The organism is Geobacillus zalihae (assembly GCF_030414215.1).
Classification (GTDB): domain Bacteria; phylum Bacillota; class Bacilli; order Bacillales; family Anoxybacillaceae; genus Geobacillus; species Geobacillus zalihae.
The window spans coordinates 22,372-48,013 of sequence record NZ_CP129217.1; the positions used below are offsets into that span (position 1 = coordinate 22,372).

Annotated in this window: 22 protein-coding genes, 2 tRNA genes, 3 rRNA genes and 1 other RNA gene; 26 read left to right on the top strand and 2 right to left on the bottom strand. The window is 52.5% G+C overall.

The window, feature by feature from the left end:
• Positions 1-109: 109 nt before the first annotated feature.
• Positions 110-1,396, bottom strand: a complete 1,287-nt coding sequence (locus tag QWV57_RS00095) for a glycoside hydrolase family 18 protein (RefSeq protein ID WP_033005372.1) — start codon at positions 1,394-1,396, stop codon at positions 110-112.
• Between the two features lie 85 nt (positions 1,397-1,481).
• Here QWV57_RS00095 and tadA point away from each other — a divergent pair, with 85 nt between their 5' ends.
• The 20 genes from tadA to rsmI all read left to right on the top strand — a co-directional run bounded on the left by tadA (position 1,482) and on the right by rsmI (position 17,862).
• On the top strand, positions 1,482-1,979 hold the full coding sequence (gene tadA / locus QWV57_RS00100) for a tRNA adenosine(34) deaminase TadA (RefSeq protein ID WP_011229532.1): 498 nt from the start codon (positions 1,482-1,484) through the stop codon (positions 1,977-1,979).
• Positions 1,980-2,017: 38 nt separating this feature from the next.
• Positions 2,018-2,282, top strand: an RNA gene (ffs, locus tag QWV57_RS00105) — signal recognition particle sRNA large type.
• A 117-nt stretch (positions 2,283-2,399) separates the two neighbouring features.
• On the top strand, positions 2,400-4,079 hold the full coding sequence (dnaX, locus tag QWV57_RS00110) for a DNA polymerase III subunit gamma/tau (RefSeq protein ID WP_012820425.1): 1,680 nt from the start codon (positions 2,400-2,402) through the stop codon (positions 4,077-4,079).
• A 26-nt stretch (positions 4,080-4,105) separates the two neighbouring features.
• The gene (locus tag QWV57_RS00115) at positions 4,106-4,429 is read left to right on the top strand and encodes a YbaB/EbfC family nucleoid-associated protein (protein ID WP_020279743.1); all 324 of its coding nucleotides are present in this window, start codon (positions 4,106-4,108) and stop codon (positions 4,427-4,429) included.
• Positions 4,430-4,438: 9 nt separating this feature from the next.
• Positions 4,439-5,035: a recombination mediator RecR gene (gene recR / locus QWV57_RS00120; RefSeq protein ID WP_011229535.1), complete on the top strand. Its 597-nt coding sequence runs from the start codon at positions 4,439-4,441 to the stop codon at positions 5,033-5,035.
• A gap of 23 nt (positions 5,036-5,058) precedes the next feature.
• A complete protein-coding gene (locus QWV57_RS00125) occupies positions 5,059-5,283 on the top strand; it encodes a YaaL family protein (protein WP_012820427.1) in 225 nt (74 codons plus the stop codon).
• A 78-nt stretch (positions 5,284-5,361) separates the two neighbouring features.
• The gene (locus QWV57_RS00130) at positions 5,362-5,625 is read left to right on the top strand and encodes a pro-sigmaK processing inhibitor BofA family protein (RefSeq protein WP_011229537.1); all 264 of its coding nucleotides are present in this window, start codon (positions 5,362-5,364) and stop codon (positions 5,623-5,625) included.
• 246 nt (positions 5,626-5,871) lie between these two features.
• Positions 5,872-7,429, top strand: a 16S ribosomal RNA gene (locus QWV57_RS00135).
• Positions 7,430-7,650: 221 nt separating this feature from the next.
• Positions 7,651-7,724 (top strand) — tRNA-Ile (locus QWV57_RS00140).
• Between the two features lie 6 nt (positions 7,725-7,730).
• Positions 7,731-7,806: transfer RNA gene (locus QWV57_RS00145), tRNA-Ala, on the top strand.
• A 253-nt stretch (positions 7,807-8,059) separates the two neighbouring features.
• Positions 8,060-10,989: ribosomal RNA gene (locus QWV57_RS00150) — 23S ribosomal RNA — on the top strand.
• A 105-nt stretch (positions 10,990-11,094) separates the two neighbouring features.
• Positions 11,095-11,211, top strand: a 5S ribosomal RNA gene (gene rrf, locus QWV57_RS00155).
• The 16S, 23S and 5S rRNA genes sit together here with 2 tRNA genes alongside, the layout of an rRNA operon.
• A 152-nt stretch (positions 11,212-11,363) precedes the next feature.
• Positions 11,364-11,570 carry a sigma factor G inhibitor Gin gene (locus QWV57_RS00160; RefSeq protein WP_011229538.1) on the top strand — a complete coding sequence of 69 codons (207 nt, stop codon included), beginning with the start codon at positions 11,364-11,366 and terminating at the stop codon, positions 11,568-11,570.
• 170 nt (positions 11,571-11,740) lie between these two features.
• Positions 11,741-13,174 (top strand): aminotransferase class I/II-fold pyridoxal phosphate-dependent enzyme, encoded by a 1,434-nt coding sequence (locus QWV57_RS00165; RefSeq protein WP_060788333.1) that lies wholly within the window; start codon positions 11,741-11,743, stop codon positions 13,172-13,174.
• A 26-nt stretch (positions 13,175-13,200) separates the two neighbouring features.
• Complete coding sequence (tmk, locus tag QWV57_RS00170; protein ID WP_033006941.1) at positions 13,201-13,833, top strand: dTMP kinase; 633 nt, start codon at positions 13,201-13,203, stop codon at positions 13,831-13,833.
• A gap of 79 nt (positions 13,834-13,912) precedes the next feature.
• Positions 13,913-14,905: a DNA polymerase III subunit delta' gene (gene holB / locus QWV57_RS00175; protein ID WP_012820431.1), complete on the top strand. Its 993-nt coding sequence runs from the start codon at positions 13,913-13,915 to the stop codon at positions 14,903-14,905.
• Positions 14,906-14,919: 14 nt separating this feature from the next.
• Positions 14,920-15,747, top strand: a complete 828-nt coding sequence (locus QWV57_RS00180; protein ID WP_011229542.1) for a PSP1 domain-containing protein — start codon at positions 14,920-14,922, stop codon at positions 15,745-15,747.
• A 60-nt stretch (positions 15,748-15,807) separates the two neighbouring features.
• Positions 15,808-16,125: a DNA replication initiation control protein YabA gene (gene yabA / locus QWV57_RS00185; protein ID WP_042381767.1), complete on the top strand. Its 318-nt coding sequence runs from the start codon at positions 15,808-15,810 to the stop codon at positions 16,123-16,125.
• 60 nt (positions 16,126-16,185) lie between these two features.
• The gene (locus QWV57_RS00190) at positions 16,186-16,935 is read left to right on the top strand and encodes a tRNA1(Val) (adenine(37)-N6)-methyltransferase (protein WP_012820433.1); all 750 of its coding nucleotides are present in this window, start codon (positions 16,186-16,188) and stop codon (positions 16,933-16,935) included.
• A gap of 15 nt (positions 16,936-16,950) precedes the next feature.
• Entirely contained in the window at positions 16,951-17,862 is a 912-nt protein-coding gene (gene rsmI, locus QWV57_RS00195; RefSeq protein ID WP_011229545.1) for a 16S rRNA (cytidine(1402)-2'-O)-methyltransferase, read from the top strand.
• A 16-nt stretch (positions 17,863-17,878) separates the two neighbouring features.
• Here rsmI and abrB read toward each other — a convergent pair whose 3' ends face one another.
• Entirely contained in the window at positions 17,879-18,178 is a 300-nt protein-coding gene (abrB, locus tag QWV57_RS00200; protein WP_011229546.1) for a transition state genes transcriptional regulator AbrB, read from the bottom strand.
• A gap of 396 nt (positions 18,179-18,574) precedes the next feature.
• Between abrB and metG the strand changes: the two genes are divergently transcribed.
• The 6 genes from metG to yabG all read left to right on the top strand — a co-directional run bounded on the left by metG (position 18,575) and on the right by yabG (position 25,574).
• The gene (gene metG, locus QWV57_RS00205) at positions 18,575-20,527 is read left to right on the top strand and encodes a methionine--tRNA ligase (protein WP_015373699.1); all 1,953 of its coding nucleotides are present in this window, start codon (positions 18,575-18,577) and stop codon (positions 20,525-20,527) included.
• 136 nt (positions 20,528-20,663) lie between these two features.
• Positions 20,664-21,434 carry a TatD family hydrolase gene (locus QWV57_RS00210; RefSeq protein ID WP_011229548.1) on the top strand — a complete coding sequence of 257 codons (771 nt, stop codon included), beginning with the start codon at positions 20,664-20,666 and terminating at the stop codon, positions 21,432-21,434.
• A gap of 200 nt (positions 21,435-21,634) precedes the next feature.
• Positions 21,635-22,840 carry a G5 and 3D domain-containing protein gene (locus tag QWV57_RS00215; protein ID WP_015373700.1) on the top strand — a complete coding sequence of 402 codons (1,206 nt, stop codon included), beginning with the start codon at positions 21,635-21,637 and terminating at the stop codon, positions 22,838-22,840.
• Between the two features lie 257 nt (positions 22,841-23,097).
• A complete protein-coding gene (gene rnmV / locus QWV57_RS00220; protein WP_014194568.1) occupies positions 23,098-23,661 on the top strand; it encodes a ribonuclease M5 in 564 nt (187 codons plus the stop codon).
• Positions 23,654-24,535 carry a 16S rRNA (adenine(1518)-N(6)/adenine(1519)-N(6))-dimethyltransferase RsmA gene (gene rsmA, locus QWV57_RS00225; RefSeq protein WP_011229551.1) on the top strand — a complete coding sequence of 294 codons (882 nt, stop codon included), beginning with the start codon at positions 23,654-23,656 and terminating at the stop codon, positions 24,533-24,535. Before rnmV ends, rsmA begins: the two co-directional genes overlap by 8 nt.
• Before the next feature lie 139 nt (positions 24,536-24,674).
• Positions 24,675-25,574, top strand: coding sequence for a sporulation peptidase YabG (yabG, locus tag QWV57_RS00230; protein ID WP_011229552.1), 900 nt, complete (start codon positions 24,675-24,677; stop codon positions 25,572-25,574).
• Positions 25,575-25,642 lie beyond the last annotated feature (68 nt).

Genomic DNA, 25,642 nt, shown 5'->3' on the forward strand with positions numbered 1-25,642 from the left:
AAGAGGACTGACGCGCATAAGAGGAGATTGTCATCTGAAACGGCTGACCGCCGAAAGCCGTTTCCCATCATAAAAAAACCCGCCGTTGACCGGCGGGTTTTTTATGCCTTTATTTTTTTACAACAGTAAATTGATCAGCGATCAGCAGCCAGTTTTGTGGAAAATCAATGCCAAGTTTCCAATAGCTGACCCCGCGCAAACCAAGTTCCTTCACGAGATTAAATTTTGCTTGAATGGAGCGGGCGTCCTCGAACCATACTTCATGCTCGCGTCCGTTTTCGTCGCGATAGCGAAAATGCGGTGCCTGCGCCTCCGTATCGTATTCGATGGCAACGTTATACTTTGCGGCGAGGGCGATGGCTTGCTGCGGGCTGAGGGCCTGGGCGTACGGGCCGCCGGGTACATATGGCAGCGTCCAGTCGTAGCCATACAAGTTTTGCCCCATCAAAATTTTTCCGGCTGGCATTTCAGAGATGGCGTACTCGAGAACGCGGCGGACCGGACCGATCGGGGACACCGGCATCGGCGGCCCGCCGCTGTAGCCCCATTCATACGTCATGATCACGACAAAGTCGACAATTTGTCCATGGGCGCAGTAGTCGTGTGCTTCGTACCAACGTCCGCGCTGGGTCGCGCTCGTTTTCGGCGCCAAGGCGGTCGACATCATCCACCCTTCTCGTGCAAACCGCCGTTTCGCTTTGCGCAAAAACGCATTATACGCCTCACGGTCTTCCGGGCGCAAATATTCAAAATCAAAATGGATGTCGCGGAAGCCATACCGTCTAGCGGTCGCGACAATGTTGTCGAGCAGACGATTTTGCAGCGTTTCGTTTGTTAACATAAGCGCGCCGAGCTCGTCGCTGAACTGCCCGTTTTCAATGTTGGCGACAACCATAACGAGCGTGACGCGGTTGGCGCGGGCAATATCCGGAAAGTCGTCAAGCGGCGGCTCTTGCAATGTCGCGTCGCGTCGGATCGCAAAATAAAAAGGACTCAAATAAGTCAAATACGGAGCGGCTTCGCGAGCGCTCGCCTCCAGCGCTGGGCTGACAGTCGCGCCGCGCGGTTCAATATAGGCGTTAAACTCCGCTCTTCGCTTGGCGCCGGGCGGTATATAAAGCCGCTGCCCGACCTTAAGCGGAGCGTTTAAGGAGAGGCGATTCACTTCGGCAAGCCGCTGCATCGGAATCGAAAATCGGCGTGCAATCGACCATAACGTTTCGCCGCGCTGCACCCAGTAAAAACGACCGACGATCGGGATCACGAGCGCCTGGCCGACAACGAGTTTATCAGGGTTTGGAAGCTTGTTGGCCCGGACAATTTCTTCCGCCGTGGTCCCGTATGCCTCAGCAATTCCACTTAACGTTTGTCCACTCTGCACTACGTGGATTTGCATACTTGACCTCCTAGTTGCGTCTTTATTCTCCATATTCTATGATGAAAAGAAAGGAGAAATGACCGTTTGTGTGAAGGGGTATACGATGAACACCGACGAGTACTACATGCGATTGGCAATGGAAGAAGCAAAAAAAGCGGAGCAGATCGGCGAAGTGCCGATCGGCGCTGTCATCGTTCAAGACGGCCGCGTCATCGCCCGCGCTCATAATTTGCGGGAAACCGAACAACGCGCCATCGCTCATGCAGAAATTTTGGCAATCGATGAAGCATGCCGGGCAACCGGTTCATGGCGGCTTGAGCGGGCGACGTTGTACGTAACGCTTGAGCCGTGCGCCATGTGCGCAGGCGCCATTGTTCTTTCCCGCATCGAACGGGTTGTATTTGGCGCGTTTGACCCAAAGGGAGGGTGCGCTGGGACATTGATGAACTTATTGCAGGAAAGCCGATTTAACCATCAGGTTAAGGTGGTAAGCGGGGTGCTTGCTGACGAGTGCGGTTCGCTGTTGAGCCAATTTTTTCGACGATTGCGCGAACAAAAGAGAAATGTTGGCGGGAGTGCCAACGAAAATTCCGTCGATTGACATTGCATTTTTTCCGCTAACGAGCTATACTGATAGTGCCGTGCTAAGCGGGGAGGTAGCGGTGCCCTGTACTCGCAATCCGCTCTAGCGAGGCTGAATTCCTTCTCGAGGTTAGTCTGTTGCGAGGCCTGTCTCAAGCAAGTGGTGTTGACGTCTGGGTCCCGCGCAATGGGATTCCGTGAACCCTGTCAGGTCCGGAAGGAAGCAGCAGTAAGCGGATGCTCCCATGTGCCGCGGGGACGCCTGGGCTGAGCTAACTGCTTGAGCAACGCTCGGGGCAGCTAATCGACAGAAGGTGCACGGCCTTACATAGCGATAGGGAACAAAACCCACTCATGGCGAGTGGGTTTTTTGTTATTTCAAATTGCAATAGGAAGTTATATAATAGATAGGACGAGAGAAAGAGGAGGGCCGTTTTCCGTGGCATACCAAGCGTTATATCGCGTGTTTCGGCCGCAGCGCTTTGCGGACATGGTCGGCCAAGAACACGTGACCAAGACGTTGCAAAGCGCCCTGCTTCAACATAAAATATCGCACGCTTACTTATTTTCCGGCCCGCGCGGTACAGGAAAAACGAGCGCAGCGAAAATTTTCGCCAAGGCGGTCAACTGTGAACAGGCGCCAGCGGCGGAGCCATGCAATGAGTGTCCAGCTTGCCTCGGCATTACGAATGGAACGGTTCCCGATGTGCTGGAAATTGACGCTGCTTCCAACAACCGCGTCGATGAAATTCGTGATATCCGTGAGAAGGTGAAATTTGCGCCGACGTCGGCCCGCTACAAAGTGTATATCATCGACGAGGTGCATATGCTGTCGATCGGTGCGTTTAACGCGCTGTTGAAAACGTTGGAGGAGCCGCCGAAACACGTCATTTTCATTTTGGCCACGACCGAGCCGCACAAAATTCCGGCGACGATCATTTCCCGCTGCCAACGGTTCGATTTTCGCCGCATCCCGCTTCCGGCGATCGTTTCACGGCTAAAGTATGTCGCAAGCGCCCAAGGTGTCGAGGCGTCCGATGAGGCATTGTCCGCCATCGCCCGTGCTGCAGACGGGGGGATGCGCGATGCGCTCAGCTTGCTTGATCAAGCCATTTCGTTCAGCGACGGGAAACTTCGGCTCGACGACGTGCTGGCGATGACCGGGGCTGCATCATTTGCCGCCTTATCGAGCTTCATCGAAGCCATCCACCGCAAAGATACAGCGGCGGTTCTTCAGCAGTTGGAAACGATGATGGCGCAAGGGAAAGATCCGCATCGTTTGGTTGAAGACTTGATTTTGTACTATCGCGATTTATTGCTGTACAAAACCGCTCCCTATGTGGAGGGAGCGATTCAAATTGCTGTCGTTGACGAAGCGTTCACTTCACTGTCGGAAATGATTCCGGTTTCCAATTTATACGAGGCCATCGAGTTGCTGAACAAAAGCCAGCAAGAGATGAAGTGGACAAACCACCCGCGCCTTCTGTTGGAAGTGGCGCTTGTGAAACTTTGCCATCCATCAGCCGCCGCCCCGTCGCTGTCGGCTTCCGAGTTGGAACCGTTGATAAAGCGGATTGAAACGCTGGAGGCGGAATTGCGGCGCCTGAAGGAACAACCGCCTGCCCCTCCGTCGACCGCCGCGCCGGTGAAAAAACTGTCCAAACCGATGAAAACGGGGGGATATAAAGCCCCGGTTGGCCGCATTTACGAGCTGTTGAAACAGGCGACGCATGAAGATTTAGCTTTGGTGAAAGGATGCTGGGCGGATGTGCTCGACACGTTGAAACGGCAGCATAAAGTGTCGCACGCTGCCTTGCTGCAAGAGAGCGAGCCGGTTGCAGCGAGCGCCTCAGCGTTTGTATTAAAATTCAAATACGAAATCCACTGCAAAATGGCGACCGATCCCACAAGTTCGGTCAAAGAAAACGTCGAAGCGATTTTGTTTGAGCTGACAAACCGCCGCTTTGAAATGGTAGCCATTCCGGAGGGAGAATGGGGAAAAATAAGAGAAGAGTTCATCCGCAATAAGGACGCCATGGTGGAAAAAAGCGAAGAAGATCCGTTAATCGCCGAAGCGAAGCGGCTGTTTGGCGAAGAGCTGATCGAAATTAAAGAATAAACCGTTTAAAGGAGGATGCCAAGATGATGCGTGGCGGAATGGGCAATATGCAAAAAATGTTAAAACAAATGCAAAAAATGCAAAAAGAAATGCAAAAAGCGCAGGAAGAGTTGGCGGAAAAAACGGTGGAAGGCACGGCGGGCGGAGGCATGGTGACCGTTGTCGCTAACGGTCATAAACAAATTTTGGAAGTAAAAATTAAAGAGGAAGTCGTCGACCCAGACGATATTGAAATGCTGCAAGATTTGATTTTGGCAGCGACAAACGATGCGTTGAAAAAAGCGGATGAGTTGGCTAATGAAATGATGGGGCAGTTTACGAAAGGACTTAACATTCCAGGGTTGTTCTAGGGGGGGCGTATGCATTATCCAGAACCGCTATCGAAGTTGATTGACAGTTTTATGAAACTGCCCGGCATCGGCCCGAAAACGGCTGCCCGCCTTGCATTTCATGTGCTGGCGATGAAAGAAGACACCGTGCTTGAGTTTGCCAAAGCGCTCGTTGATGTCAAGCGGCATATTCATTATTGCACGATTTGCGGACATATTACAGATACAGACCCTTGCTACATCTGCAAAGACGAGCGGCGCGACCGGACGACGATTTGCGTTGTTCAGGATCCGAAAGATGTCATCGCCATGGAGAGGATGAAAGAATACAATGGCCTGTACCACGTGTTGCACGGGGCCATCTCGCCGATGGAAGGCATCGGACCGGAAGATATTAAAATCGCCGAGCTGCTCACGCGATTGCAGGATGAGACGGTCCAAGAGGTGATTTTAGCGACCGACCCGAACATCGAGGGAGAGGCAACGGCGATGTACATCTCCCGCCTGTTGAAGCCGACAGGAATCAAAGTCACCCGCATCGCCCATGGCTTGCCGGTCGGCGGCGACTTGGAGTATGCGGACGAAGTGACGTTATCAAAGGCGTTGGAAGGGCGCCGTGAGCTATAGAGAGAAAGAAGGTGGGGATCGGTTTGTTATGGCGGCGAAAGGGGAAACTAAAGAGACAATTTGATGAGAAGTTAATGGCTGAACTACAAAAGGCTAGAACTGAATGGCTTGAGCAGAAACAACTCATCGAAAAAAGCGTCGATCCGTCTCCGGAGGTGCTGAGCGCATTGCAACTCGCTGAGGCCAAATATTTTTTCCTCCTCCGCGAAGCGAAGCACCGCCGCATCACACTTAAGGAAGTGCGTTAACTTCCTTATTTTTTTGTTCTTTTTTCCCCTGTTTCTCATACGTTGGTAGTACAAGCGTGCAAAAAGGGGGTTCAAACGTTGGAGCCGAAAGTCGTCATTACCGTGTTGCTAGCGCTTATCGCCGTTTTGCTTATCGTCGGCGCCCGTCTCAAAGCGCTTCGCCTGATCGGCTACGCTGCTATCCGCCTGATCGTCGGGGCGCTCGCGCTGTTTGTCATCAACGCCATCGGCGGGCATTTTAACATCCATATTCCGATTAACCTCGTCACCTCAATCGTTTGCGGATTTCTTGGCCTCCCTGGAGCGGCAGCGTTAATCGTGATTGACCGATATATTTTGTAGGCATCATTATTCAAGATGCCTTTAATTTTTTTGTTTAAAAGTTATTGACTTTTATATGACAATGCATTATATTAATTAATGTCGCTGTTCATGAAAGATATGTTGACAGCAAATTAAATGATATGTATAATGATAAAAGTGTGCAAGATAAACAAGTTCCTTGAAAACTAAACAAAACGCAAGCGTCATAAGAAAAGCGGAGGCCGCTTTGGCCGAAGCTGGACAATCCGAAAAGCCAATCAACTTTCTTTGGAGAGTTTGATCCTGGCTCAGGACGAACGCTGGCGGCGTGCCTAATACATGCAAGTCGAGCGGACCGGATCGGAGCTTGCTCTGATTTGGTCAGCGGCGGACGGGTGAGTAACACGTGGGCAACCTGCCCGCAAGACCGGGATAACTCCGGGAAACCGGAGCTAATACCGGATAACACCGAAGACCGCATGGTCTTTGGTTGAAAGGCGGCCTTTGGCTGTCACTTGCGGATGGGCCCGCGGCGCATTAGCTAGTTGGTGAGGTAACGGCTCACCAAGGCGACGATGCGTAGCCGGCCTGAGAGGGTGACCGGCCACACTGGGACTGAGACACGGCCCAGACTCCTACGGGAGGCAGCAGTAGGGAATCTTCCGCAATGGGCGAAAGCCTGACGGAGCGACGCCGCGTGAGCGAAGAAGGCCTTCGGGTCGTAAAGCTCTGTTGTGAGGGACGAAGGAGCGCCGTTCGAAGAGGGCGGCGCGGTGACGGTACCTCACGAGGAAGCCCCGGCTAACTACGTGCCAGCAGCCGCGGTAATACGTAGGGGGCGAGCGTTGTCCGGAATTATTGGGCGTAAAGCGCGCGCAGGCGGTTCCTTAAGTCTGATGTGAAAGCCCACGGCTCAACCGTGGAGGGTCATTGGAAACTGGGGGACTTGAGTGCAGGAGAGGAGAGCGGAATTCCACGTGTAGCGGTGAAATGCGTAGAGATGTGGAGGAACACCAGTGGCGAAGGCGGCTCTCTGGCCTGCAACTGACGCTGAGGCGCGAAAGCGTGGGGAGCAAACAGGATTAGATACCCTGGTAGTCCACGCCGTAAACGATGAGTGCTAAGTGTTAGAGGGGTCACACCCTTTAGTGCTGCAGCTAACGCGATAAGCACTCCGCCTGGGGAGTACGGCCGCAAGGCTGAAACTCAAAGGAATTGACGGGGGCCCGCACAAGCGGTGGAGCATGTGGTTTAATTCGAAGCAACGCGAAGAACCTTACCAGGTCTTGACATCCCCTGACAACCCAAGAGATTGGGCGTTCCCCCTTCGGGGGGACAGGGTGACAGGTGGTGCATGGTTGTCGTCAGCTCGTGTCGTGAGATGTTGGGTTAAGTCCCGCAACGAGCGCAACCCTCGCCTCTAGTTGCCAGCACGAAGGTGGGCACTCTAGAGGGACTGCCGGCGACAAGTCGGAGGAAGGTGGGGATGACGTCAAATCATCATGCCCCTTATGACCTGGGCTACACACGTGCTACAATGGGCGGTACAAAGGGCTGCGAACCCGCGAGGGGGAGCGAATCCCAAAAAGCCGCTCTCAGTTCGGATTGCAGGCTGCAACTCGCCTGCATGAAGCCGGAATCGCTAGTAATCGCGGATCAGCATGCCGCGGTGAATACGTTCCCGGGCCTTGTACACACCGCCCGTCACACCACGAGAGCTTGCAACACCCGAAGTCGGTGAGGTAACCCTTACGGGAGCCAGCCGCCGAAGGTGGGGCAAGTGATTGGGGTGAAGTCGTAACAAGGTAGCCGTACCGGAAGGTGCGGCTGGATCACCTCCTTTCTAAGGATGTTATTGACAAAATCGAATGGTTTGATTATAATGACGCTTGCTGTTTTGTTTGGTTTTGAGGGAATTGGTTATTCTCTCGGTTGTTTTGCGCCTGCGTCTGCGAGTGATTCAGCGGAGCTGGATTCCTCGGCGCAAGGCCGCAAAGAAGCTGACTCAAGGCAGCAGCCTTGTTTCGTTTTGAGGGAACTGACCGTTCCTTGCAATGTGTATATGGGCCTATAGCTCAGCTGGTCAGAGCGCACGCCTGATAAGCGTGAGGTCGGTGGTTCAAGTCCACTTAGGCCCATTGGATGGGGCCTTAGCTCAGCTGGGAGAGCGCCTGCTTTGCAAGCAGGAGGTCATCGGTTCGATCCCGATAGGCTCCACCATATCAAGGTAAGAGGTTTCAACGTAGTTGCTTTGCGTCTGCGTCTACAAGCGGATTCGGAGAAGCTGAATTCCTCGACGCAAACCAGCGAAGAAGCAGGTTCAAGGCAGCAACTTTGCATCTGCGTCTTCTAGCAGATTCGAGGAAGTGGGATTCCTCGATGCAAGACTGCAGAGAAGCAAATTCAAGAAGCAGTCTCGTTCCTTGAAAACTAGATAACCGATAAAGCAAAGGAAGAAGCCGAGAGCGCAATAGGTTAAGCTGGAAAGGGCGCACGGTGGATGCCTTGGCACTAGGAGCCGATGAAGGACGGGGCAAACGCCGAAACGCTTCGGGGAGCTGTAAGCAAGCGTTGATCCGGAGATGTCCGAATGGGGGAACCCACTGTCCGTAATGGGGCAGTATCCATGCCTGAATCCATAGGGCATGGAGGGCACACCCGGGGAACTGAAACATCTTAGTACCCGGAGGAGAAGAAAGCAACCGCGATTCCCTGAGTAGCGGCGAGCGAAACGGGAACAGCCCAAACCAAGAGGCATGTCCTCTTGGGGTTGTAGGACCGCTCACGATGGGAGTGAGAAAGGGACGGGGTAGACGAACCGGTCTGGAACGGCCGGCCAGAGAAGGTGAGAGCCCTGTAGTCGAAACTTCGTTCCCTCCCGAGCGGATCCTGAGTACGGCGGGACACGAGGAATCCCGTCGGAAGCAGGGAGGACCATCTCCCAAGGCTAAATACTCCCTAGTGACCGATAGTGCACCAGTACCGTGAGGGAAAGGTGAAAAGCACCCCGGGAGGGGAGTGAAAGAGAACCTGAAACCGTGTGCCTACAAGTAGTCAGAGCCCGTTGATGGGTGATGGCGTGCCTTTTGTAGAATGAACCGGCGAGTGACGATGGCGTGCGAGGTTAAGCCGGAGAGGCGGAGCCGCAGCGAAAGCGAGTCTGAACAGGGCGTGTGAGTACGTCGTCGTCGACCCGAAACCAGGTGATCTACCCATGTCCAGGGTGAAGGCCGGGTAACACCGGCTGGAGGCCCGAACCCACGCACGTTGAAAAGTGCGGGGATGAGGTGTGGGTAGGGGTGAAATGCCAATCGAACTTGGAGATAGCTGGTTCTCCCCGAAATAGCTTTAGGGCTAGCCTCGGGTTTAGGAGTCTTGGAGGTAGAGCACTGATTGGGCTAGGGGCCCAAACCGGGTTACCGAACCCAGTCAAACTCCGAATGCCAATGACTTATGCCCGGGAGTCAGACTGCGAGTGATAAGATCCGTGGTCGAGAGGGGAACAGCCCAGACCGCCAGCTAAGGCCCCGAAGTGCACGTTCAGTGGAAAAGGATGTGGAGTTGCAAAGACAACCAGGATGTTGGCTTAGAAGCAGCCACCATTTAAAGAGTGCGTAATAGCTCACTGGTCGAGTGACTCTGCGCCGAAAATGTACCGGGGCTAAACGTGCCGCCGAAGCTGCGGGATGACCGTTGGTCATCGGTAGGGGAGCGTTCTAAGGGCAGAGAAGCCAGACCGGAAGGACTGGTGGAGCGCTTAGAAGTGAGAATGCCGGTATGAGTAGCGAAAACAGAGGTGAGAATCCTCTGCGCCGAAAGCCTAAGGGTTCCTGAGGAAGGTTCGTCCGCTCAGGGTTAGTCGGGACCTAAGCCGAGGCCGAAAGGCGTAGGTGATGGACAACAGGTTGAGATTCCTGTACCACCTTCTTCCCGTTTGAGCGATGGGGGGACGCAGGAGGATAGGGCGAGCAGGCGGCTGGAAGAGCCTGTCCAAGCCGTGAGGCTGATCCGCAGGCAAATCCGCGGATCATAAGGCCAAGCGGTGACGGCGACGGAGTGATCCGGAAGTCCCCGATTTCACACTGCCAAGAAAAGCCTCTAGCGAGGGAAGAGGTGCCCGTACCGCAAACCGACACAGGTAGGCGAGGAGAGAATCCTAAGGCGCGCGGGAGAACTCTCGTTAAGGAACTCGGCAAAATGACCCCGTAACTTCGGGAGAAGGGGTGCTCTTTGGGGTGAAGAGCCCTGAAGAGCCGCAGTGAAAAGGCCCAAGCGACTGTTTATCAAAAACACAGGTCTCTGCGAAGCCGAAAGGCGACGTATAGGGGCTGACACCTGCCCGGTGCTGGAAGGTTAAGGGGAGCGCTTAGCGGAAGCGAAGGTGCGAACCGAAGCCCCAGTAAACGGCGGCCGTAACTATAACGGTCCTAAGGTAGCGAAATTCCTTGTCGGGTAAGTTCCGACCCGCACGAAAGGTGTAACGACTTGGGCGCTGTCTCAACGAGAGACCCGGTGAAATTATACTACCTGTGAAGATGCAGGTTACCCGCGACAGGACGGAAAGACCCCGTGGAGCTTTACTGCAGCCTGATATGGAATTTTGGTATCGCTTGTACAGGATAGGTGGGAGCCTGGGAAGCCGGAGCGCCAGCTTCGGTGGAGGCGGCGGTGGGATACCACCCTGGCGGTATTGAAATTCTAACCCGCACCCCTTAACGGGGTGGGAGACAGTGTCAGGTGGGCAGTTTGACTGGGGCGGTCGCCTCCCAAAAGGTAACGGAGGCGCCCAAAGGTTCCCTCAGAATGGTTGGAAATCATTCGGAGAGTGCAAAGGCACAAGGGAGCTTGACTGCGAGACGGACAGGTCGAGCAGGGACGAAAGTCGGGCTTAGTGATCCGGTGGTTCCGCATGGAAGGGCCATCGCTCAACGGATAAAAGCTACCCCGGGGATAACAGGCTGATCTCCCCCAAGAGTCCACATCGACGGGGAGGTTTGGCACCTCGATGTCGGCTCATCGCATCCTGGGGCTGTAGTCGGTCCCAAGGGTTGGGCTGTTCGCCCATTAAAGCGGTACGCGAGCTGGGTTCAGAACGTCGTGAGACAGTTCGGTCCCTATCCGTCGCGGGCGGAGGAAATTTGAGAGGAGCTGTCCTTAGTACGAGAGGACCGGGATGGACGCACCGCTGGTGTACCAGTTGTCCCGCCAGGGGCACCGCTGGGTAGCTATGTGCGGACGGGATAAGCGCTGAAAGCATCTAAGCGTGAAGCCCCCCTCAAGATGAGATTTCCCACCGCGTTAGGCGGGTAAGATCCCTCGAAGATGACGAGGTCGATAGGTCCGAGGTGGAAGCGTGGCGACACGTGGAGCTGACGGATACTAATCGATCGAGGGCTTGACCTATGAGCGGCTTCTTCCAACGGTTATCTAGTTTTGAGGGAATGAACATCCTGTTGACAAATCCAACAGGATGGATATAATAATTACTGTCCAAGATGATAACCATTGCCTAGTGGCTATGGCGGAGGGGAAACACCCGTTCCCATCCCGAACACGGAAGTTAAGCCCTCCAGCGCCGATGGTAGTTGGGGCCAGCGCCCCTGCAAGAGTAGGTCGCTGCTAGGCAATAAACGAGCAGCCAGTTGCATTGGTGCAATTGGCTGCTTTCGTTTTTTGAGGAAAAAACGATAAGGACCCGCTCAATGTCTCTCTTCCTTTCATCTACTAGTATAGAATGTTAGCAATGTGGGAAACATAGAGGATGGGAGGTGGAGAGCGTGAGGACATCAATAGCAGACCGGAATCAACGCGAACATGTATGCATCGTTTGTGAACAGGAAAAAAAGGAAGGGATTTTCCTTTTTGGCCATTTTCTTTGTTTGGACTGCAACCGGGCGATTGTGCAAACGAATACGGACGACCCGAACTACTCGTTTTATGTGCGGCAGCTGCGCAAAATGTTTACATCGAAAATTCACTCGTAATCAGGGCCTGCATTTGGGCCTGTTTTTATTTGCGATTGACGCGACTCGTGCGTTTTTTCGGACGTTTGTGATACTATATGTTTGATGTTTCTCCTGCATATCCCATGCATTTCGGCAGTCTGCCCGGATGATGGCCGTTCTGGGACAGACAGCAAGGAAAGAGGATGATGATGGATCAAACGAAAACTCCTTTATATGACGCTCTCGTGCACCATTGGGCGCGCCGCCCGGTTTCGTTTCATGTGCCGGGACATAAATACGGCGCTTTGTTTTCGAAACGAGGGCGAGATATGTTTGCGCCGCTGTTGGCGTTGGATGCGACGGAAATTTCCGGCTTGGATGACTTGCATCAGCCTGAGTCGGTGATTGCCGAGGCGCAGGCGCTGGCGGCGGAGCTGTATGGCGTTAGGGAGACGTTTTTCCTTGTGAACGGTTCGACGGCAGGAAATTTGGCAATGATCGCCGCCGTGTGTGATGGAAAGAGGAAGAAAGTGATTGTACAACGCAATTGCCATAAATCGGTGATGCATGCATTGCAACTCATGGAAGCCACTCCTGTTCTACTTGCTCCCGAGTTTGATCGTGATGTGTGTGTCGCTTCGCACATTCGTCCTGAAGCGGTCAAAGAGGCGTTGGCGCTTTATGATGATGTTGCTGCGGTTGTATTGACGAACCCAAATTATTATGGAATGGCCGCCGATTTGACAGAAATCGTCCGTCTAGTTCATGAACATGGCATTCCGGTGCTGGTTGATGAGGCGCATGGCGCCCATTTCGTTGTCGGCCCCCCTTTTCCGACATCGGCGCTTCGCTATGGCGCTGATGTCGTCGTGCAGTCGGCGCATAAAACGTTGCCGGCGATGACGATGGGAGCGTTTTTGCATGTAAACAGCGAGCGGGTTGATCTTGAGCGGTTGAAATATTTTTTGCAGTTGTTTCAGTCAAGCAGCCCGTCTTACCCGATTATGGCGTCGCTCGATTTGGCGCGGAGTTATGTCGCCCAGCTTTCAAAAAGCGATGCGGCGGCGATCGTGGCAGAAATTGAGAAGTTTAAAGCAGCCTTGGCCGATATTGACGGGGTGGCAGTCGTTTGTTCCCGCCATTTTGGCGTACAGACCGACCCGCTGAAAGTAACGGTGCAGACGCGCTGTTCCTTGACCGGGTATGAACTGCAACGTTGGCTTGAGCGCGAAGGGGTGTTTGTCGAGCTTGCTGATCGAATGAACGTGCTTTTCGTTTGCCCGCTGGCGGTAACCGGGCGGCTTCAGGAAGCAGCGGAGAAAATCAAACGAGCGTGGCGCGATTTGCCAGATGGCGAGGCGCCGGTGTGTGACGCTTCGCCTTTTCTCGGACCGCTGCTATCGGTTTTAGTCCCGTATAATGAACTGCGCCATTTGCGGACAAAAGCTGTGGCGCTCGAGGAAGCTGAAGGACATATAGCAGCGGAAACGGTCATTCCATATCCGCCTGGGGTGCCGCTCGTGTGGGTCGGAGAACGGATCGGCAGCGGCCATATTGAACAGATCCGCCAGCTTCTTTGTCAGCGGGCGCACATACAAGGCGGAAGCCGGCTGAAAGATGGTCAGTTGGTTGTATACGAATAGGAAGGATGGAAAGGATGCCGCGAGTGATGAACGGATGCTTTTTTTCGTTTGAAGGGCCGGAAGGAGCCGGCAAAACGACGATGATCAGCAAATTGGAGTCGTTGTTGCGTGAGCGGGGGATTGACGTCGTGGCGACGAGGGAGCCGGGCGGGGTGCGCATTGCCGAGGCGATTCGCTCCATCATTTTAAACTGTGATTATACGGAAATGGACGGGCGGACGGAGGCGCTTTTGTATGCGGCGGCGCGCCGACAGCATTTGCTTGAGAAAATCGTGCCGGCGCTTGAGGCTGGGTGCGTCGTCCTTTGCGACCGGTTTGTTGACAGTTCCCTCGCCTACCAGGGATTTGCCCGCGGGCTTGGCATTGAGGAAGTATGGAAAATTAATGAGTTCGCTATTGATGGGTATATGCCGTCGCTGACGATTTATTTTGATATCGATCCGCAAATTGGGCTTGAACGAATCCGACGGAACCGCGGCCGGGAAGTGAATCGGCTTGACCTTGAAACGTTGTCTTTTCATGAGAAGGTGCGAGAAGGGTATCGGGAACTCGCTAGACGGTTTGCCGACCGCATTGTCGTCATCGACGCGAACCGCCCGCTTGATGATGTATTCGCCGAAACAACAGCCGCGGTGCTTTCCCGTTTGAAAGGAAGATGACAGCGCCATTTCCATGAATCCGACCGTGATGATTCCTAGCGGACATGATAGAATAGAAATAAGAAATCAAGGAAGAGTGATGGCGATGCGATGGGAACAGCTAGCGAAACGCCAGCCGGTGGTGGCGAAAATGCTGCAAAGCGGCTTGGAAAAAGGGCGGATTTCTCATGCGTACTTGTTTGAGGGGCAGCGGGGGACGGGCAAAAAAGCGGCCAGTTTGTTGTTGGCGAAACGTTTGTTTTGTCTGTCCCCAATCGGAGTTTCCCCGTGTCTAGAGTGCCGCAACTGCCGGCGCATCGACTCCGGCAACCACCCTGACGTCCGGGTGATCGGCCCAGATGGAGGATCAATCAAAAAGGAACAAATCGAATGGCTGCAGCAAGAGTTCTCGAAAACAGCGGTCGAGTCGGATAAAAAAATGTACATCGTTGAGCACGCCGATCAAATGACGACAAGCGCTGCCAACAGCCTTCTGAAATTTTTGGAAGAGCCGCATCCGGGGACGGTGGCGGTATTGCTGACTGAGCAATACCACCGCCTGCTAGGGACGATCGTTTCCCGCTGTCAAGTGCTTTCGTTCCGGCCGTTGCCGCCGGCAGAGCTCGCTCAGGGACTTGTCGAGGAGCACGTGCCGTTGCCGTTGGCGCTGTTGGCTGCCCATTTGACAAACAGCTTCGAGGAAGCACTGGCGCTTGCCAAAGATAGTTGGTTTGCCGAGGCGCGAACATTAGTGCTACAATGGTATGAGATGCTAGGCAAGCCGGAGCTGCAGCTTTTGTTTTTCATCCACGACCGCTTGTTTCCGCATTTTTTGGAAAGCCATCAGCTTGACCTTGGACTTGATTTGCTTTTATATTTATACCGCGATTTGTTGCATATTCAAGCCGGGCAGATGGACGGCGTGTTATACCGCGATCAGCTGGACCGCCTGCAACGATGGGCGCTTGCTTGCCCGCAGCGGCGGATTTTGGCTGGCATGGAAGCGATTTTACAAGCGAAAACGCGTTTAAATACAACAAATATGAGCACGGCGTTGCTTGTTGAGCAGCTCGTTCTTCAATTAAAGCGGTAAAGGAGGGAGAGCCGTTGTATACGGTAGTCGGCGTCCGTTTTAAAAAAGCAGGGAAAATTTATTATTTTGACCCTGGCGATGCCGTTATTCCCGTCGGCGAATTCGTCATTGTCGAGACGGTCCGAGGCATTGAGTACGGAAAAGTCGTCATCGCCAATAAACAAGTCGACGAAAACGACATCGTGCTGCCGCTCAAAAAAGTGATCCGCGTGGCGAATGAGAAAGATAAATGGGTTGTGGAAGAAAACAAAAAGGCGGCGCGCGAGGCGTATGACATTTGCTTGCGCAAAGTGGAGGAGCACGGGCTGGAAATGAAGCTCGTCGATGTGGAATATACGTTTGACCGCAATAAAGTGATCTTTTATTTCACTGCCGATGGGCGCGTCGATTTCCGCGAACTTGTGAAGGACTTAGCGTCGATTTTCCGCACGCGCATTGAGCTGCGGCAAATCGGGGTGCGCGACGAGGCGAAAATGCTTGGTGGCATCGGGCCGTGCGGCCGCATGCTTTGTTGTTCGACGTTTTTAGGCGATTTTGAACCGGTGTCGATCAAAATGGCGAAAGATCAAAACTTGTCGCTCAATCCAACGAAAATTTCCGGGTTGTGCGGCCGGCTGATGTGTTGCCTGAAATATGAAAACGAAGAGTATGAGACGGCGAAAGAACAACTCCCGGATTTAGGGGAATATGTCGAAACACCGCACGGCTTCGGCAAAGTCGTCGGCTTGAACATTTTAGAGCGGGTGCTGCAAATCGAGCTTCCAGAATTCGGACGGGTCGTCGAATATACACTCGATGAGCTGATGAAAAACGGGACGTTGTCCATTCGCGTCGCAGATTAATTTGGGGTGGGGCCAGTGGAAAAAGTAGATAAAAAAGAAGTGTTTCGATCAGTGGCCAATATGGAAGAGCAACTTAGTTATTTTTACCGCGAGCTGGTACAGCTGAAACAGCGCGTAACGGAGCTGTTAGAAGAGAATCACCAGCTGCAAATCGAAAATGCTCATTTGCGCCGTCGGCTTGAACAATTGTCAGAAGCATGGGAAGAAGGCAAACGAAAAGGGGACAAACATGGCAAAAAACTCATCGACATTGGCGAAGGGTATGACAATTTAGCCCGCCTTTACCAAGAAGGGTTTCATATTTGTCACATCCATTACGGAAGCATTCGCACCGAGGGCGATTGTTTGTTTTGCTTGTCGTTTTTGAACAAAAACTAAAGGCAGCGCCACCCTTTCCGTTTCGGAAAGGTTATTTTTTTCAATGGAGGATCGTGCGTCATGGTGGAATTGTACGAGGATGAACGGCTCGATTATTTGTTTAACGAAGAGCTCCGCATCATTCAAAGTCCATCTGTATTTTCGTTTTCCCTTGATGCCGTGCTCCTTGCTCATTTTGCCTATATGCCGATTCAAAAGGGGCAGATTGTTGATTTGTGCACGGGCAACGGGGTGATTCCCCTCTTGTTGAGCCGGCGAACAAAAGGGACGATCATCGGCATCGAAATTCAAGAACGGCTTTGCGACATGGCGAGGCGAAGCGTGCAATACAACGGGCTTGAAGGACAAATCGAGATCATACACGGCGACATTAAAGAAGCGCCGCAACGGATCGGTTACAGCCGGTACGATGTCGTCACGTGCAACCCCCCGTATTTTCCGGCAGTCGGCAAAGACGAACTGAGCAAAAATGAACATATCGCCATCGCCCGCCATGAAATTTATTGCACCCTAGAGGATGTGATTCGAGTCAGCAGCCAGCTGTTGAAGCAAGGAGGGAAGGCGGCGTTCGTCCACCGGCCCGGGCGGCTGCTTGACCTTGTGACGCTCATGCGCCAATACCGTCTTGAGCCGAAACGGCTCCGCTTTGTGTACCCGAAAGAGGGCAAAGAGGCGAACATGATTTTAATTGAAGGGACAAAAGATGCAAGCCCGGACTTAAAAGTGTTGCCTCCGCTTGTCGTGTATGATGAGAATAACGAATATACCGAGGAGACGAAGCGGATCTTATATGGCATTATTTCATCTTAAAGGGGCGGAACAAGGATGCTTTGGCAGCAAAAAAGTTTTACCGAACAAACGGAGCAAGGGACGCTGTACATCGTGCCGACGCCGATCGGCAATTTGGAGGATATGACGTTTCGTGCGGTTAGGACGCTTCAGGAAGCTGATGTCATCGCCGCCGAGGACACAAGGCAGACGAAAAAGCTGCTCGCTCATTTCGGCATTCATACGCCGCTCGTCAGCTACCATGAGCATAATAAATACGCGAGCGGCCGGCAGCTTGTCGAATGGCTGAAGGAAGGAAAAACGGTGGCATTGGTGAGCGACGCCGGGATGCCCGGCATTTCCGATCCGGGCTATGAGCTTATTGCTGCGGCGCTTGCCGAGCGCTGCCGCGTCGTCCCTCTTCCTGGAGCGAACGCGGCATTGACAGCGCTTGTCGCCTCCGGGCTGCCCACGGACCGCTTTTTGTTTGTCGGCTTTTTGAAACGGGCGAAAAAAGAGAAAAAAGAGCAACTGCTGTCATTAAAAACAGCGGCGGAGACGTTAATTTTTTATGAGGCGCCCCACCGCTTGAAAGAAACGCTCGCTCTTATGTATGATATATTCGGCAATCGGCGCATCGCTCTTGGCCGCGAGTTGACGAAACGGTTTGAGGAGTTCATCCGCGGCGATTTAAGCGATGCGGTCGCCTGGGCGGAAGAACATGACATCCGGGGCGAATTTTGCCTCATTGTCGAAGGGGCGCGAGACGGGAAGAAACAAGAGCAAGAGGGAGAGGAATGGTGGCAGCCGCTTTCGCTTGTCGAACATGTCGATTATTATATTCGCGAGCACAGCCTTTCCGTCAAGGAGGCGGTGAAACAGGCGGCCAGTGATCGAAATATGTCGAAACGCGACGTTTATCGGCAGTATCATCAACAGCAAGAAGAAGAAAAAAAAGAGTTTCTCTGAAGCCAGAGAAACTTTTTTATTCTTTTTCTTTGTCTGTTGCTGCTTCTAGATGCTGTTGGATCTCCTGCAGCAAAATTTCCGCGCCTTCGCGGCTTAAAATGATTTTGCCGCCGGCCAGTTTGAAGTTGTCGTCCGACACTTCGCCGGTGACGACACACGTCATGTTCGGCTTATACTTTTTCAAAATGATGCGGTCATCGTCAACATAAATTTCCAACGCATCTTTTTCGTTAATATCCAACGTACGTCGCAGCTCAATTGGAATGACGACGCGGCCTAACTCATCGACTTTACGCACGATCCCTGTCGATTTCATCGTCGATTCTCCTCTCCGCAAAAAAGTTTTTTGTCGTTTATTCGTCAATATTCGACAAATTTCCTACAACCTAATCATATCAGTGTTTCCATTAAGCGTCAATCCTTTAATATGTAAAATTTAAAAAAAATGTATATTGTTATTTCAAAAAAAAGTTTGTTTAGAAAGAAAGGAGAAAACGAATGAATTTGCCCATCTAAACTCTATCCTTGTATAACAAATTCGCAGCGATGGTTGAAAACGCGGCCGTATTTTTGCCGGTTTGGGTATATTTTTTCAGCCCACGAGAAATAGATGTTTTTGTAGAATGAAAAAATTATGTAAAATAGAAGTAACGCCGCTCTCGTCGCCGGACGGGGGCTTTTGTGCTCAACAGTACGAGGGAGGGCCTAACCGATGGAGAAAAAAACGTTTTATTTGACGACGCCGATTTATTACCCGAGCGACCGCCTGCATATCGGTCATGCTTACACAACGGTGGCGGGGGACGCCATGGCTCGCTATAAACGGATGCGCGGCTACGATGTCATGTATTTGACCGGCACCGATGAGCATGGGCAAAAAATTCAGCGCAAGGCGGAAGAAAAAGGAGTAACGCCGCAGCAATACGTCGATGAGATCGTCGCTGGCATTCAGGAGCTATGGAAGAAGCTCGACATTTCCTACGACGATTTTATTCGCACAACGCAGGAGCGGCATAAAAAAGTCGTCGAACAAATTTTCACCCGTCTTGTCGAACAAGGCGATATTTATTTGGGCGAATATGAAGGCTGGTATTGTACGCCGTGCGAATCGTTTTACACTGAGCGGCAGCTTGTGGACGGCAACTGTCCGGACTGCGGCCGGCCTGTTGAGAAAGTGAAAGAAGAGTCCTATTTCTTCCGGATGAGCAAATATGTCGACCGCTTGTTGCAATATTACGAAGAAAATCCCGATTTTATCCAACCGGAATCGCGGAAAAATGAGATGATCAACAACTTCATTAAGCCGGGGCTTGAGGATTTGGCTGTGTCCCGGACGACGTTCGATTGGGGCATTAAAGTGCCAGGCAATCCGAAGCATGTCATCTATGTCTGGATCGACGCGCTTGCCAACTATATCACAGCGCTCGGCTACGGCACGGACAACGATGAAAAGTTCCGCAAATATTGGCCGGCGGACGTCCATTTGGTCGGCAAAGAAATCGTCCGTTTCCATACGATTTATTGGCCGATTATATTGATGGCGCTCGGCTTGCCGTTGCCGAAAAAAGTATTCGGCCATGGCTGGTTGCTGATGAAGGATGGAAAAATGTCCAAATCGAAAGGCAATGTCGTCGACCCAGTGACGCTCATCGACCGGTATGGGCTTGATGCGCTCCGCTATTATTTGCTGCGGGAAGTGCCGTTCGGCGCTGATGGCGTGTTTACGCCGGAAGGATTTATTGAGCGCATCAACTATGACTTGGCCAACGACTTAGGCAACTTGTTGCACCGTACCGTGGCGATGATCGAGAAATATTTCGACGGCGTTATTCCGCCATACCGCGGGCCGAAAACACCGTTTGACCAAGAGTTGGTGCAAACGGCGCGCGAAGTGGTGCGTCAATATGAAGAAGCGATGGAGGGAATGGAGTTTTCCGTCGCGCTCGCCGCTGTTTGGCAGTTGATTAGCCGGACGAACAAATATATCGATGAAACGCAGCCATGGGTATTGGCGAAAGACGAACAGAAACGGGATGAGCTTGCCGCCGTCATGACCCACTTGGCTGAATCGCTTCGCCATACGGCAGTGCTGCTCCAGCCGTTTTTGACGCGCACGCCGGAGCGCATGTTCGCTCAGCTCGGCATCACGGATCATTCATTAAAAGAATGGGATAGCTTGTACGATTTCGGCCTCATTCCGGAAGGGACAAAAGTGCAAAAGGGAGAACCGCTCTTCCCGCGCCTCGACATCGAAGCGGAAGTGGAGTACATTAAGGCGCATATGCAAGGGGGCAAACCGGCCGCCGAACCGGTAAAAGAGGAAAAAAAAGCAGCGGAGGCGGCGGAAATTTCGATTGACGAGTTCGCCAAAGTCGATTTGCGCGTCGCTGAAGTCATCCATGCGGAACGTATGAAAAACGCCGATAAGCTGTTGAAGCTTCAGCTTGACCTTGGCGGCGAGAAGCGGCAAGTGATCTCCGGCATTGCTGAGTTTTACAAACCAGAAGAACTCGTCGGCAAAAAAGTCATTTGCGTCGCCAATTTAAAACCAGCCAAGCTTCGCGGCGAATGGTCGGAAGGCATGATTCTAGCCGGAGGCAGCGGCGGGGAATTTTCGCTGGCGACGGTTGATCAACACGTGCCGAATGGAACGAAAATCAAATAACGGTTTGCTTGGCAGGGGGGTGTTGCGCTTGACACCTCCTTGTCGCTATTTTGTAATGGAAATGTTAACGAAATGTGACGTATGTAACCAATTTCTATGCTACACTTAACATCAAGGTGGAAAAGAGGGCATTCGTATGCTGTTTGATACGCACGCACATTTGAATGCAGTCCAATACGAAGAAGATTTGGAACAAGTCATTGAACGCGCCCGCGATGAAGGGGTTTCACACATTGTCGTCGTCGGGTTTGACCGTCCGACGATCGATCGGGCGATCGAGCTGGCCGAGCGGTATCCGTTTATTTATGCGGCGGTTGGCTGGCATCCGGTTGATGCGATCGAGATGACGGACGATGATTTGCAGATGATTGAACAGCTCGCCGCTCACCCGAAAGTCGTGGCGCTCGGCGAGATGGGGCTTGACTACCATTGGGATAAATCGCCGAAAGACGTGCAACAAGAGGTGTTCCGGCAGCAAATCCGGCTGGCTAAAAAGGTGAAGTTGCCGATCATTATTCATAACCGTGAGGCGACGGCAGATATTTTAAAAATTTTGCAAGAGGAAAACGCCGCCGAAATCGGCGGGATTATGCATTGTTTCAGCGGCAGCGTCGAGGTGGCCAAACAGTGCATGGACATGAATTTTCTCATTTCCCTTGGCGGACCGGTCACGTTTAAAAATGCGAAAAAACCGAAGGAAGTGGCGAAGGAGATTCCACTCAGCCATTTATTGATCGAAACCGACTGTCCATATTTAACGCCTCACCCTTTCCGCGGCAAACGAAACGAGCCGAGCTATGTCAAATACGTTGCCGAAGCGATCGCACAGATCAAAAACATTTCTTTTGCCGAAGTAGCGGAAACAACGGCGGAAAATGCCAAAAAATTGTTCGCCATCGACCGCTAAAATTAGGCGTCGAACAGCGGGGAAGCTTGTCGAAGGTGCGGCGAAGACGATAAAATTCTACAAATTCAGCCGATATGAGCCAACCGCGTGTCGACAAGTCTTCCTTCCTTTTTCACTGAATTTTCTGCATAATAGAGTATGCTCGTGCGTACATGTTAAAGGGAGAGGGGAATTCCGTAGAAAAAGGAGGCGTTCATCTGATGTTGCCGAATGGGAGGAAATGGCTGGACTTATGGAGGAAAAACGTGACCGTCACAGCGGGCGGGTTTCTCGCCATCTCCGCGACGACAGGGGTTGCTGGATATGAGATGGCCAAAGACGATGTGACGCTGATCAAAAACGGAAACAAACAAGAAATTCGCACTCATGCGAAAACGGTGAAAGAGCTGCTTGCGGAGCAAAACATTCAGCCGCGCAAAGAAGATTATGTTTATCCGTCCTTGCATTCGCCGATCACCGACGATCTCCATATTGTTTGGGAAGCAAGCAAAGAAGTGACGCTGACAGTCAATGGAAAAAAGAAAAAGATATGGACGACAGCCGATACGGTCGCGGAGCTGCTCCGTTCGCAGCACGTGGCGGTCGGGGCGTATGACAAAGTGGCGCCGGCGCTTTCGGCGAAAATTCAAAAAGGCATGGACATCGGCGTTGAAAAGGCGTTTCCAGTCCACGTCAATGTCGGCGGTAAACAACAGCAGGTATGGACAACTTCGACTACGGTCGCTGACTTTTTGAAGCAGCAAGGGATTCAGCTAGGTCAACTCGATCGGATAGAGCCCTCCTTGCATGAAACGGTCAAAGAACAGATGACCATTCGCGTGATCCGAGTAAAAAAAGTCACCGATGTAGTGGAAGAACCCGTCGACTTTGCCGTGGTGACAAAACGGGATGACTCATTGCCGAAAGGAGAGCGGCGCGTCATTCAGCCTGGAGAAAAAGGGATGGTTCAAAAAACGTATGAGGTGACATTGGAAAACGGCAAAGAAACGGCGCGCAAACTAATCGCTGTGAAAACGCTAAAAGAAAGCAAGGCGCGCATTGTCGCCATCGGCACGAAAACGGTGCGCCAAGCTGCCGCGCCCGACCGCCCGTCCTCGCGCGGCTCGGACCATGCCGCGAAGGAATTTTACGTCACCGCCACCGCCTACACTGCCTATTGTGCAGGCTGTTCAGGCATAACAAGCACGGGCATCAACTTGCGCAAAAATCCTTCCGCTAAAGTGATTGCGGTCGACCCGTCCATCATCCCCCTTGGGTCGAGAGTGTATGTGGAAGGATACGGATATGCCATTGCCGCTGACACCGGCTCAGGCATCCGCGGATATAAAATTGATGTGTTTTTCCCGGAACGGTCGGATGCGTTTCGTTGGGGCAGAAAGCGCGTGAAAATACGGGTATTGCCATAGAGATGCGATGGGAGAACGAAGCGGAGGGTTTTTTCCCTCTGCTTTTTTTCGCTATAATGGCATTGTGCCGCGACAATGCGCGCCGCTTCTGCTAAATTAGACGATGCAAACGGAAAAAAAGTTTCAGCGAAATTCAAAAAATAATAAGGGAATGAAGCGGCTTTCGGCGATGATTCGCCTTACTTTTGATTTTACCGGAAAGGAGGCATTGCAGAAATAGGAAAAAGGGACGATTCCGTTGTTTCTGCAATGGGAGGATGAAGATCAAAGAAGTGATCGTTGTGGAAGGAAAAGATGATACGGCGGCGATCCGGCGCGCCGTCGATGCCGATACAATCGAGACAAACGGAGCAGCAGTGGGCGCGGATGTCATTGAGCGGATCAAGCTGGCGAAAGAGCGCCGCGGCGTGATCATTTTTACCGATCCCGATTTTCCCGGCGAAAAAATTCGCCGCACGATTGCCGAACAGGTGCCGGGGTGCAAGCATGCCTTTTTGCCGCGCGAGGCGGCCAAAGCGAAAAACGGCAAGGGCATCGGGGTTGAGCACGCGTCCCCTGACGAAATCCGTCGGGCGCTCGCCAACGTGTATGAAGAGGCGTCGGATTGGAAGGAAGAAATTACGTTTGCTGAACTGATCGAGGCTGGGTTGATCGGCGGCGCGATGGCGCGCCGGCGGCGGCAGCGTCTTGGCGAGGAGCTGAAAATCGGCTATGCGAACGGTCGGCAGTTTCATAAGCGGCTGCAAGTGTTCCGCATTTCCCGTGATGCTTTTTATGCCGCGTTAGCGCACGTGATGCAGGAGGAGGCGGACGATGTATAAAGATATTGCAACACCGGGGCGGACGAAAGAAATTTTGGAGCGATATGGCTTTTCGTTTAAAAAGAGCCTTGGGCAAAACTTTTTGATCGATGCGAACATTTTGCGGAAAATCGTGGATGTTGCCGACATCTCCCCTGATACAGGAGCGATTGAAATCGGACCAGGCATCGGAGCGTTGACGGAACAATTGGCGCGGCGGGCGAAAAAAGTCGTCGCTTTCGAAATCGACGGCCGACTGTTGCCCATTTTGGCCGACACGCTGTCTCCTTATGACAATGTGCGCATCTTTCACCAAGATGTATTAAAGGCCGACTTGCATGCCGTCATCGCCGAGGAATTGGCTGATGTAAGCGACCGGATGGTCGTCGCCAACTTACCTTATTATGTGACGACACCGATCATTATGAAGCTGCTTACCGAGCGGTTGCCGATCCGCGGCATGGTCGTCATGCTGCAAAAAGAAGTCGCCGACCGTCTTGCCGCTAAGCCAGGGACGAAAGATTACGGCTCGCTGACGATCGCTGTGCAGTATTATACCGAAGCGGAAGTCATCATGACGGTGCCGCGCACCGTCTTTATGCCGCAGCCGAACGTTGATTCTGCTGTCATCCGGCTCGTAAAGCGGCAGCATCCGCCTGTTGTTGTCGACGATGAGGGCGTGTTTTTCCAAGTGGTGCGGGCAAGCTTCGCCCAGCGCCGCAAAACGCTGTTCAACAACTTAACAAACAATTTGCCGGGAGGAAAAGAGAACAAAGAGCAAATTGAACGAGTGCTCGTTGCTTTGGGCATTGACCCGCGCCGACGCGGAGAGACGCTTGACATCGCTGAGTTTGCTTCATTAAGCAACGCGTTGGCACCGCTTTTCGGCAAATGAAGGAGTCGTAAAGAAAGCGCTCCTCTGGGGGGCAGCGGTCTTTTCGTCAACCAAAGCCGTCCAAACAGGCGTCTATCACCTATTGTCCGCACGTGCATATCGTATGGATGACAACGATTATGCAATGGAGTGAGCGGTGATGGACGTCATTAAAATCGGCGATATTGTCGCCCGCAAGTCTTACCAATGTGATTTATTGTTCCGAGTGATTGATATGAAAGAAAAAAACGGCGAGTGGGAAGCGATTTTGTATGGTGAAGATGTGCGCCTCGTCGCGGACGCTCCGTGCAGCGATTTAGTCGTCATCGATGAGCAGGAGCAACAGGAACGGAAAAAGCGGGAAATCGAGCTGATCGAACAATCGTATCGGCTTTTTCGCCAAGATTATCAGGCGATCAAGCAAAAAGTCGAATATCGGGCGACCGGCGGATACCGGGTGGAGAAAGATTTTTTTCAAATTCCGGGGCGCGTCCTCCATTTGGATGGCGACCCGTTATATTTGCGCAAATGTATGGATTTGTATGAGCGGATCGGCGTGCCGGTGCACGGCATTTACTGCGAGGAAAGCGAAATGCCGGAAAAAGTTGGCTACTGGATCGAGCAGTTTCGCCCTGATATTTTAGTCATCACCGGGCATGATTCGTATTCGAAGTCAAAAGGAAAGGTGCATGAGTTAAAAGCGTACCGCCATTCGCGCCATTTTGTGCAAACGGTGAAAGAGGCGCGCAAAAAAGTGCCCCATTTGGACCAACTGATCATTTTCGCCGGCGCCTGCCAGTCGCACTTTGAGTCGCTCATCCGCGCTGGGGCGAATTTTGCCAGTTCACCAGCGCGGGTGAACATTCATGCTCTGGACCCCGTCTATATCGTTTCGCGCCTCAGCTTCACCCCGTTCACCGAAACGGTCGACGTATGGGATGTGTTGCGCAACACGTTAACCGGGGAAAAGGGGCTTGGTGGGGTGGAAACGAAAGGCGTGCTCCGCACCGGGATGCCGTTTCGCCTCATTGAGGATCGAGAGGAAAACCGCCGCAGTTGATGGGCGGTTTTTTCTATACGTCCGTCGCATTTTTTTACAAAAAAGTTCCACATCACACATAAAAAGAA

Excerpts from the sequence above, each read along its gene's own strand:
- holB (WP_012820431.1), top strand. The coding sequence starts at position 13,913 with ATGGCGATGCGATGGGAACAGCTAGCGAAACGCCAGCCGGTGGTGGCG.
- yabG (WP_011229552.1), top strand. The coding sequence starts at position 24,675 with ATGGACGTCATTAAAATCGGCGATATTGTCGCCCGCAAGTCTTACCAA.
- yabA (WP_042381767.1), top strand. The coding sequence starts at position 15,808 with ATGGAAGAGCAACTTAGTTATTTTTACCGCGAGCTGGTACAGCTGAAA.
- QWV57_RS00215 (WP_015373700.1), top strand. The coding sequence starts at position 21,635 with ATGTTGCCGAATGGGAGGAAATGGCTGGACTTATGGAGGAAAAACGTG.
- rsmI (WP_011229545.1), top strand. The coding sequence starts at position 16,951 with ATGCTTTGGCAGCAAAAAAGTTTTACCGAACAAACGGAGCAAGGGACG.
- recR (WP_011229535.1), top strand. The coding sequence starts at position 4,439 with ATGCATTATCCAGAACCGCTATCGAAGTTGATTGACAGTTTTATGAAA.
- QWV57_RS00190 (WP_012820433.1), top strand. The coding sequence starts at position 16,186 with ATGGTGGAATTGTACGAGGATGAACGGCTCGATTATTTGTTTAACGAA.
- QWV57_RS00115 (WP_020279743.1), top strand. The coding sequence starts at position 4,106 with ATGCGTGGCGGAATGGGCAATATGCAAAAAATGTTAAAACAAATGCAA.
- QWV57_RS00095 (WP_033005372.1), bottom strand. The coding sequence starts at position 1,396 with ATGCAAATCCACGTAGTGCAGAGTGGACAAACGTTAAGTGGAATTGCT.
- rsmA (WP_011229551.1), top strand. The coding sequence starts at position 23,654 with ATGTATAAAGATATTGCAACACCGGGGCGGACGAAAGAAATTTTGGAG.
- QWV57_RS00165 (WP_060788333.1), top strand. The coding sequence starts at position 11,741 with ATGGATCAAACGAAAACTCCTTTATATGACGCTCTCGTGCACCATTGG.
- abrB (WP_011229546.1), bottom strand. The coding sequence starts at position 18,178 with ATGAAATCGACAGGGATCGTGCGTAAAGTCGATGAGTTAGGCCGCGTC.
- QWV57_RS00210 (WP_011229548.1), top strand. The coding sequence starts at position 20,664 with ATGCTGTTTGATACGCACGCACATTTGAATGCAGTCCAATACGAAGAA.
- tadA (WP_011229532.1), top strand. The coding sequence starts at position 1,482 with ATGAACACCGACGAGTACTACATGCGATTGGCAATGGAAGAAGCAAAA.
- metG (WP_015373699.1), top strand. The coding sequence starts at position 18,575 with ATGGAGAAAAAAACGTTTTATTTGACGACGCCGATTTATTACCCGAGC.
- rnmV (WP_014194568.1), top strand. The coding sequence starts at position 23,098 with ATGAAGATCAAAGAAGTGATCGTTGTGGAAGGAAAAGATGATACGGCG.
- tmk (WP_033006941.1), top strand. The coding sequence starts at position 13,201 with ATGAACGGATGCTTTTTTTCGTTTGAAGGGCCGGAAGGAGCCGGCAAA.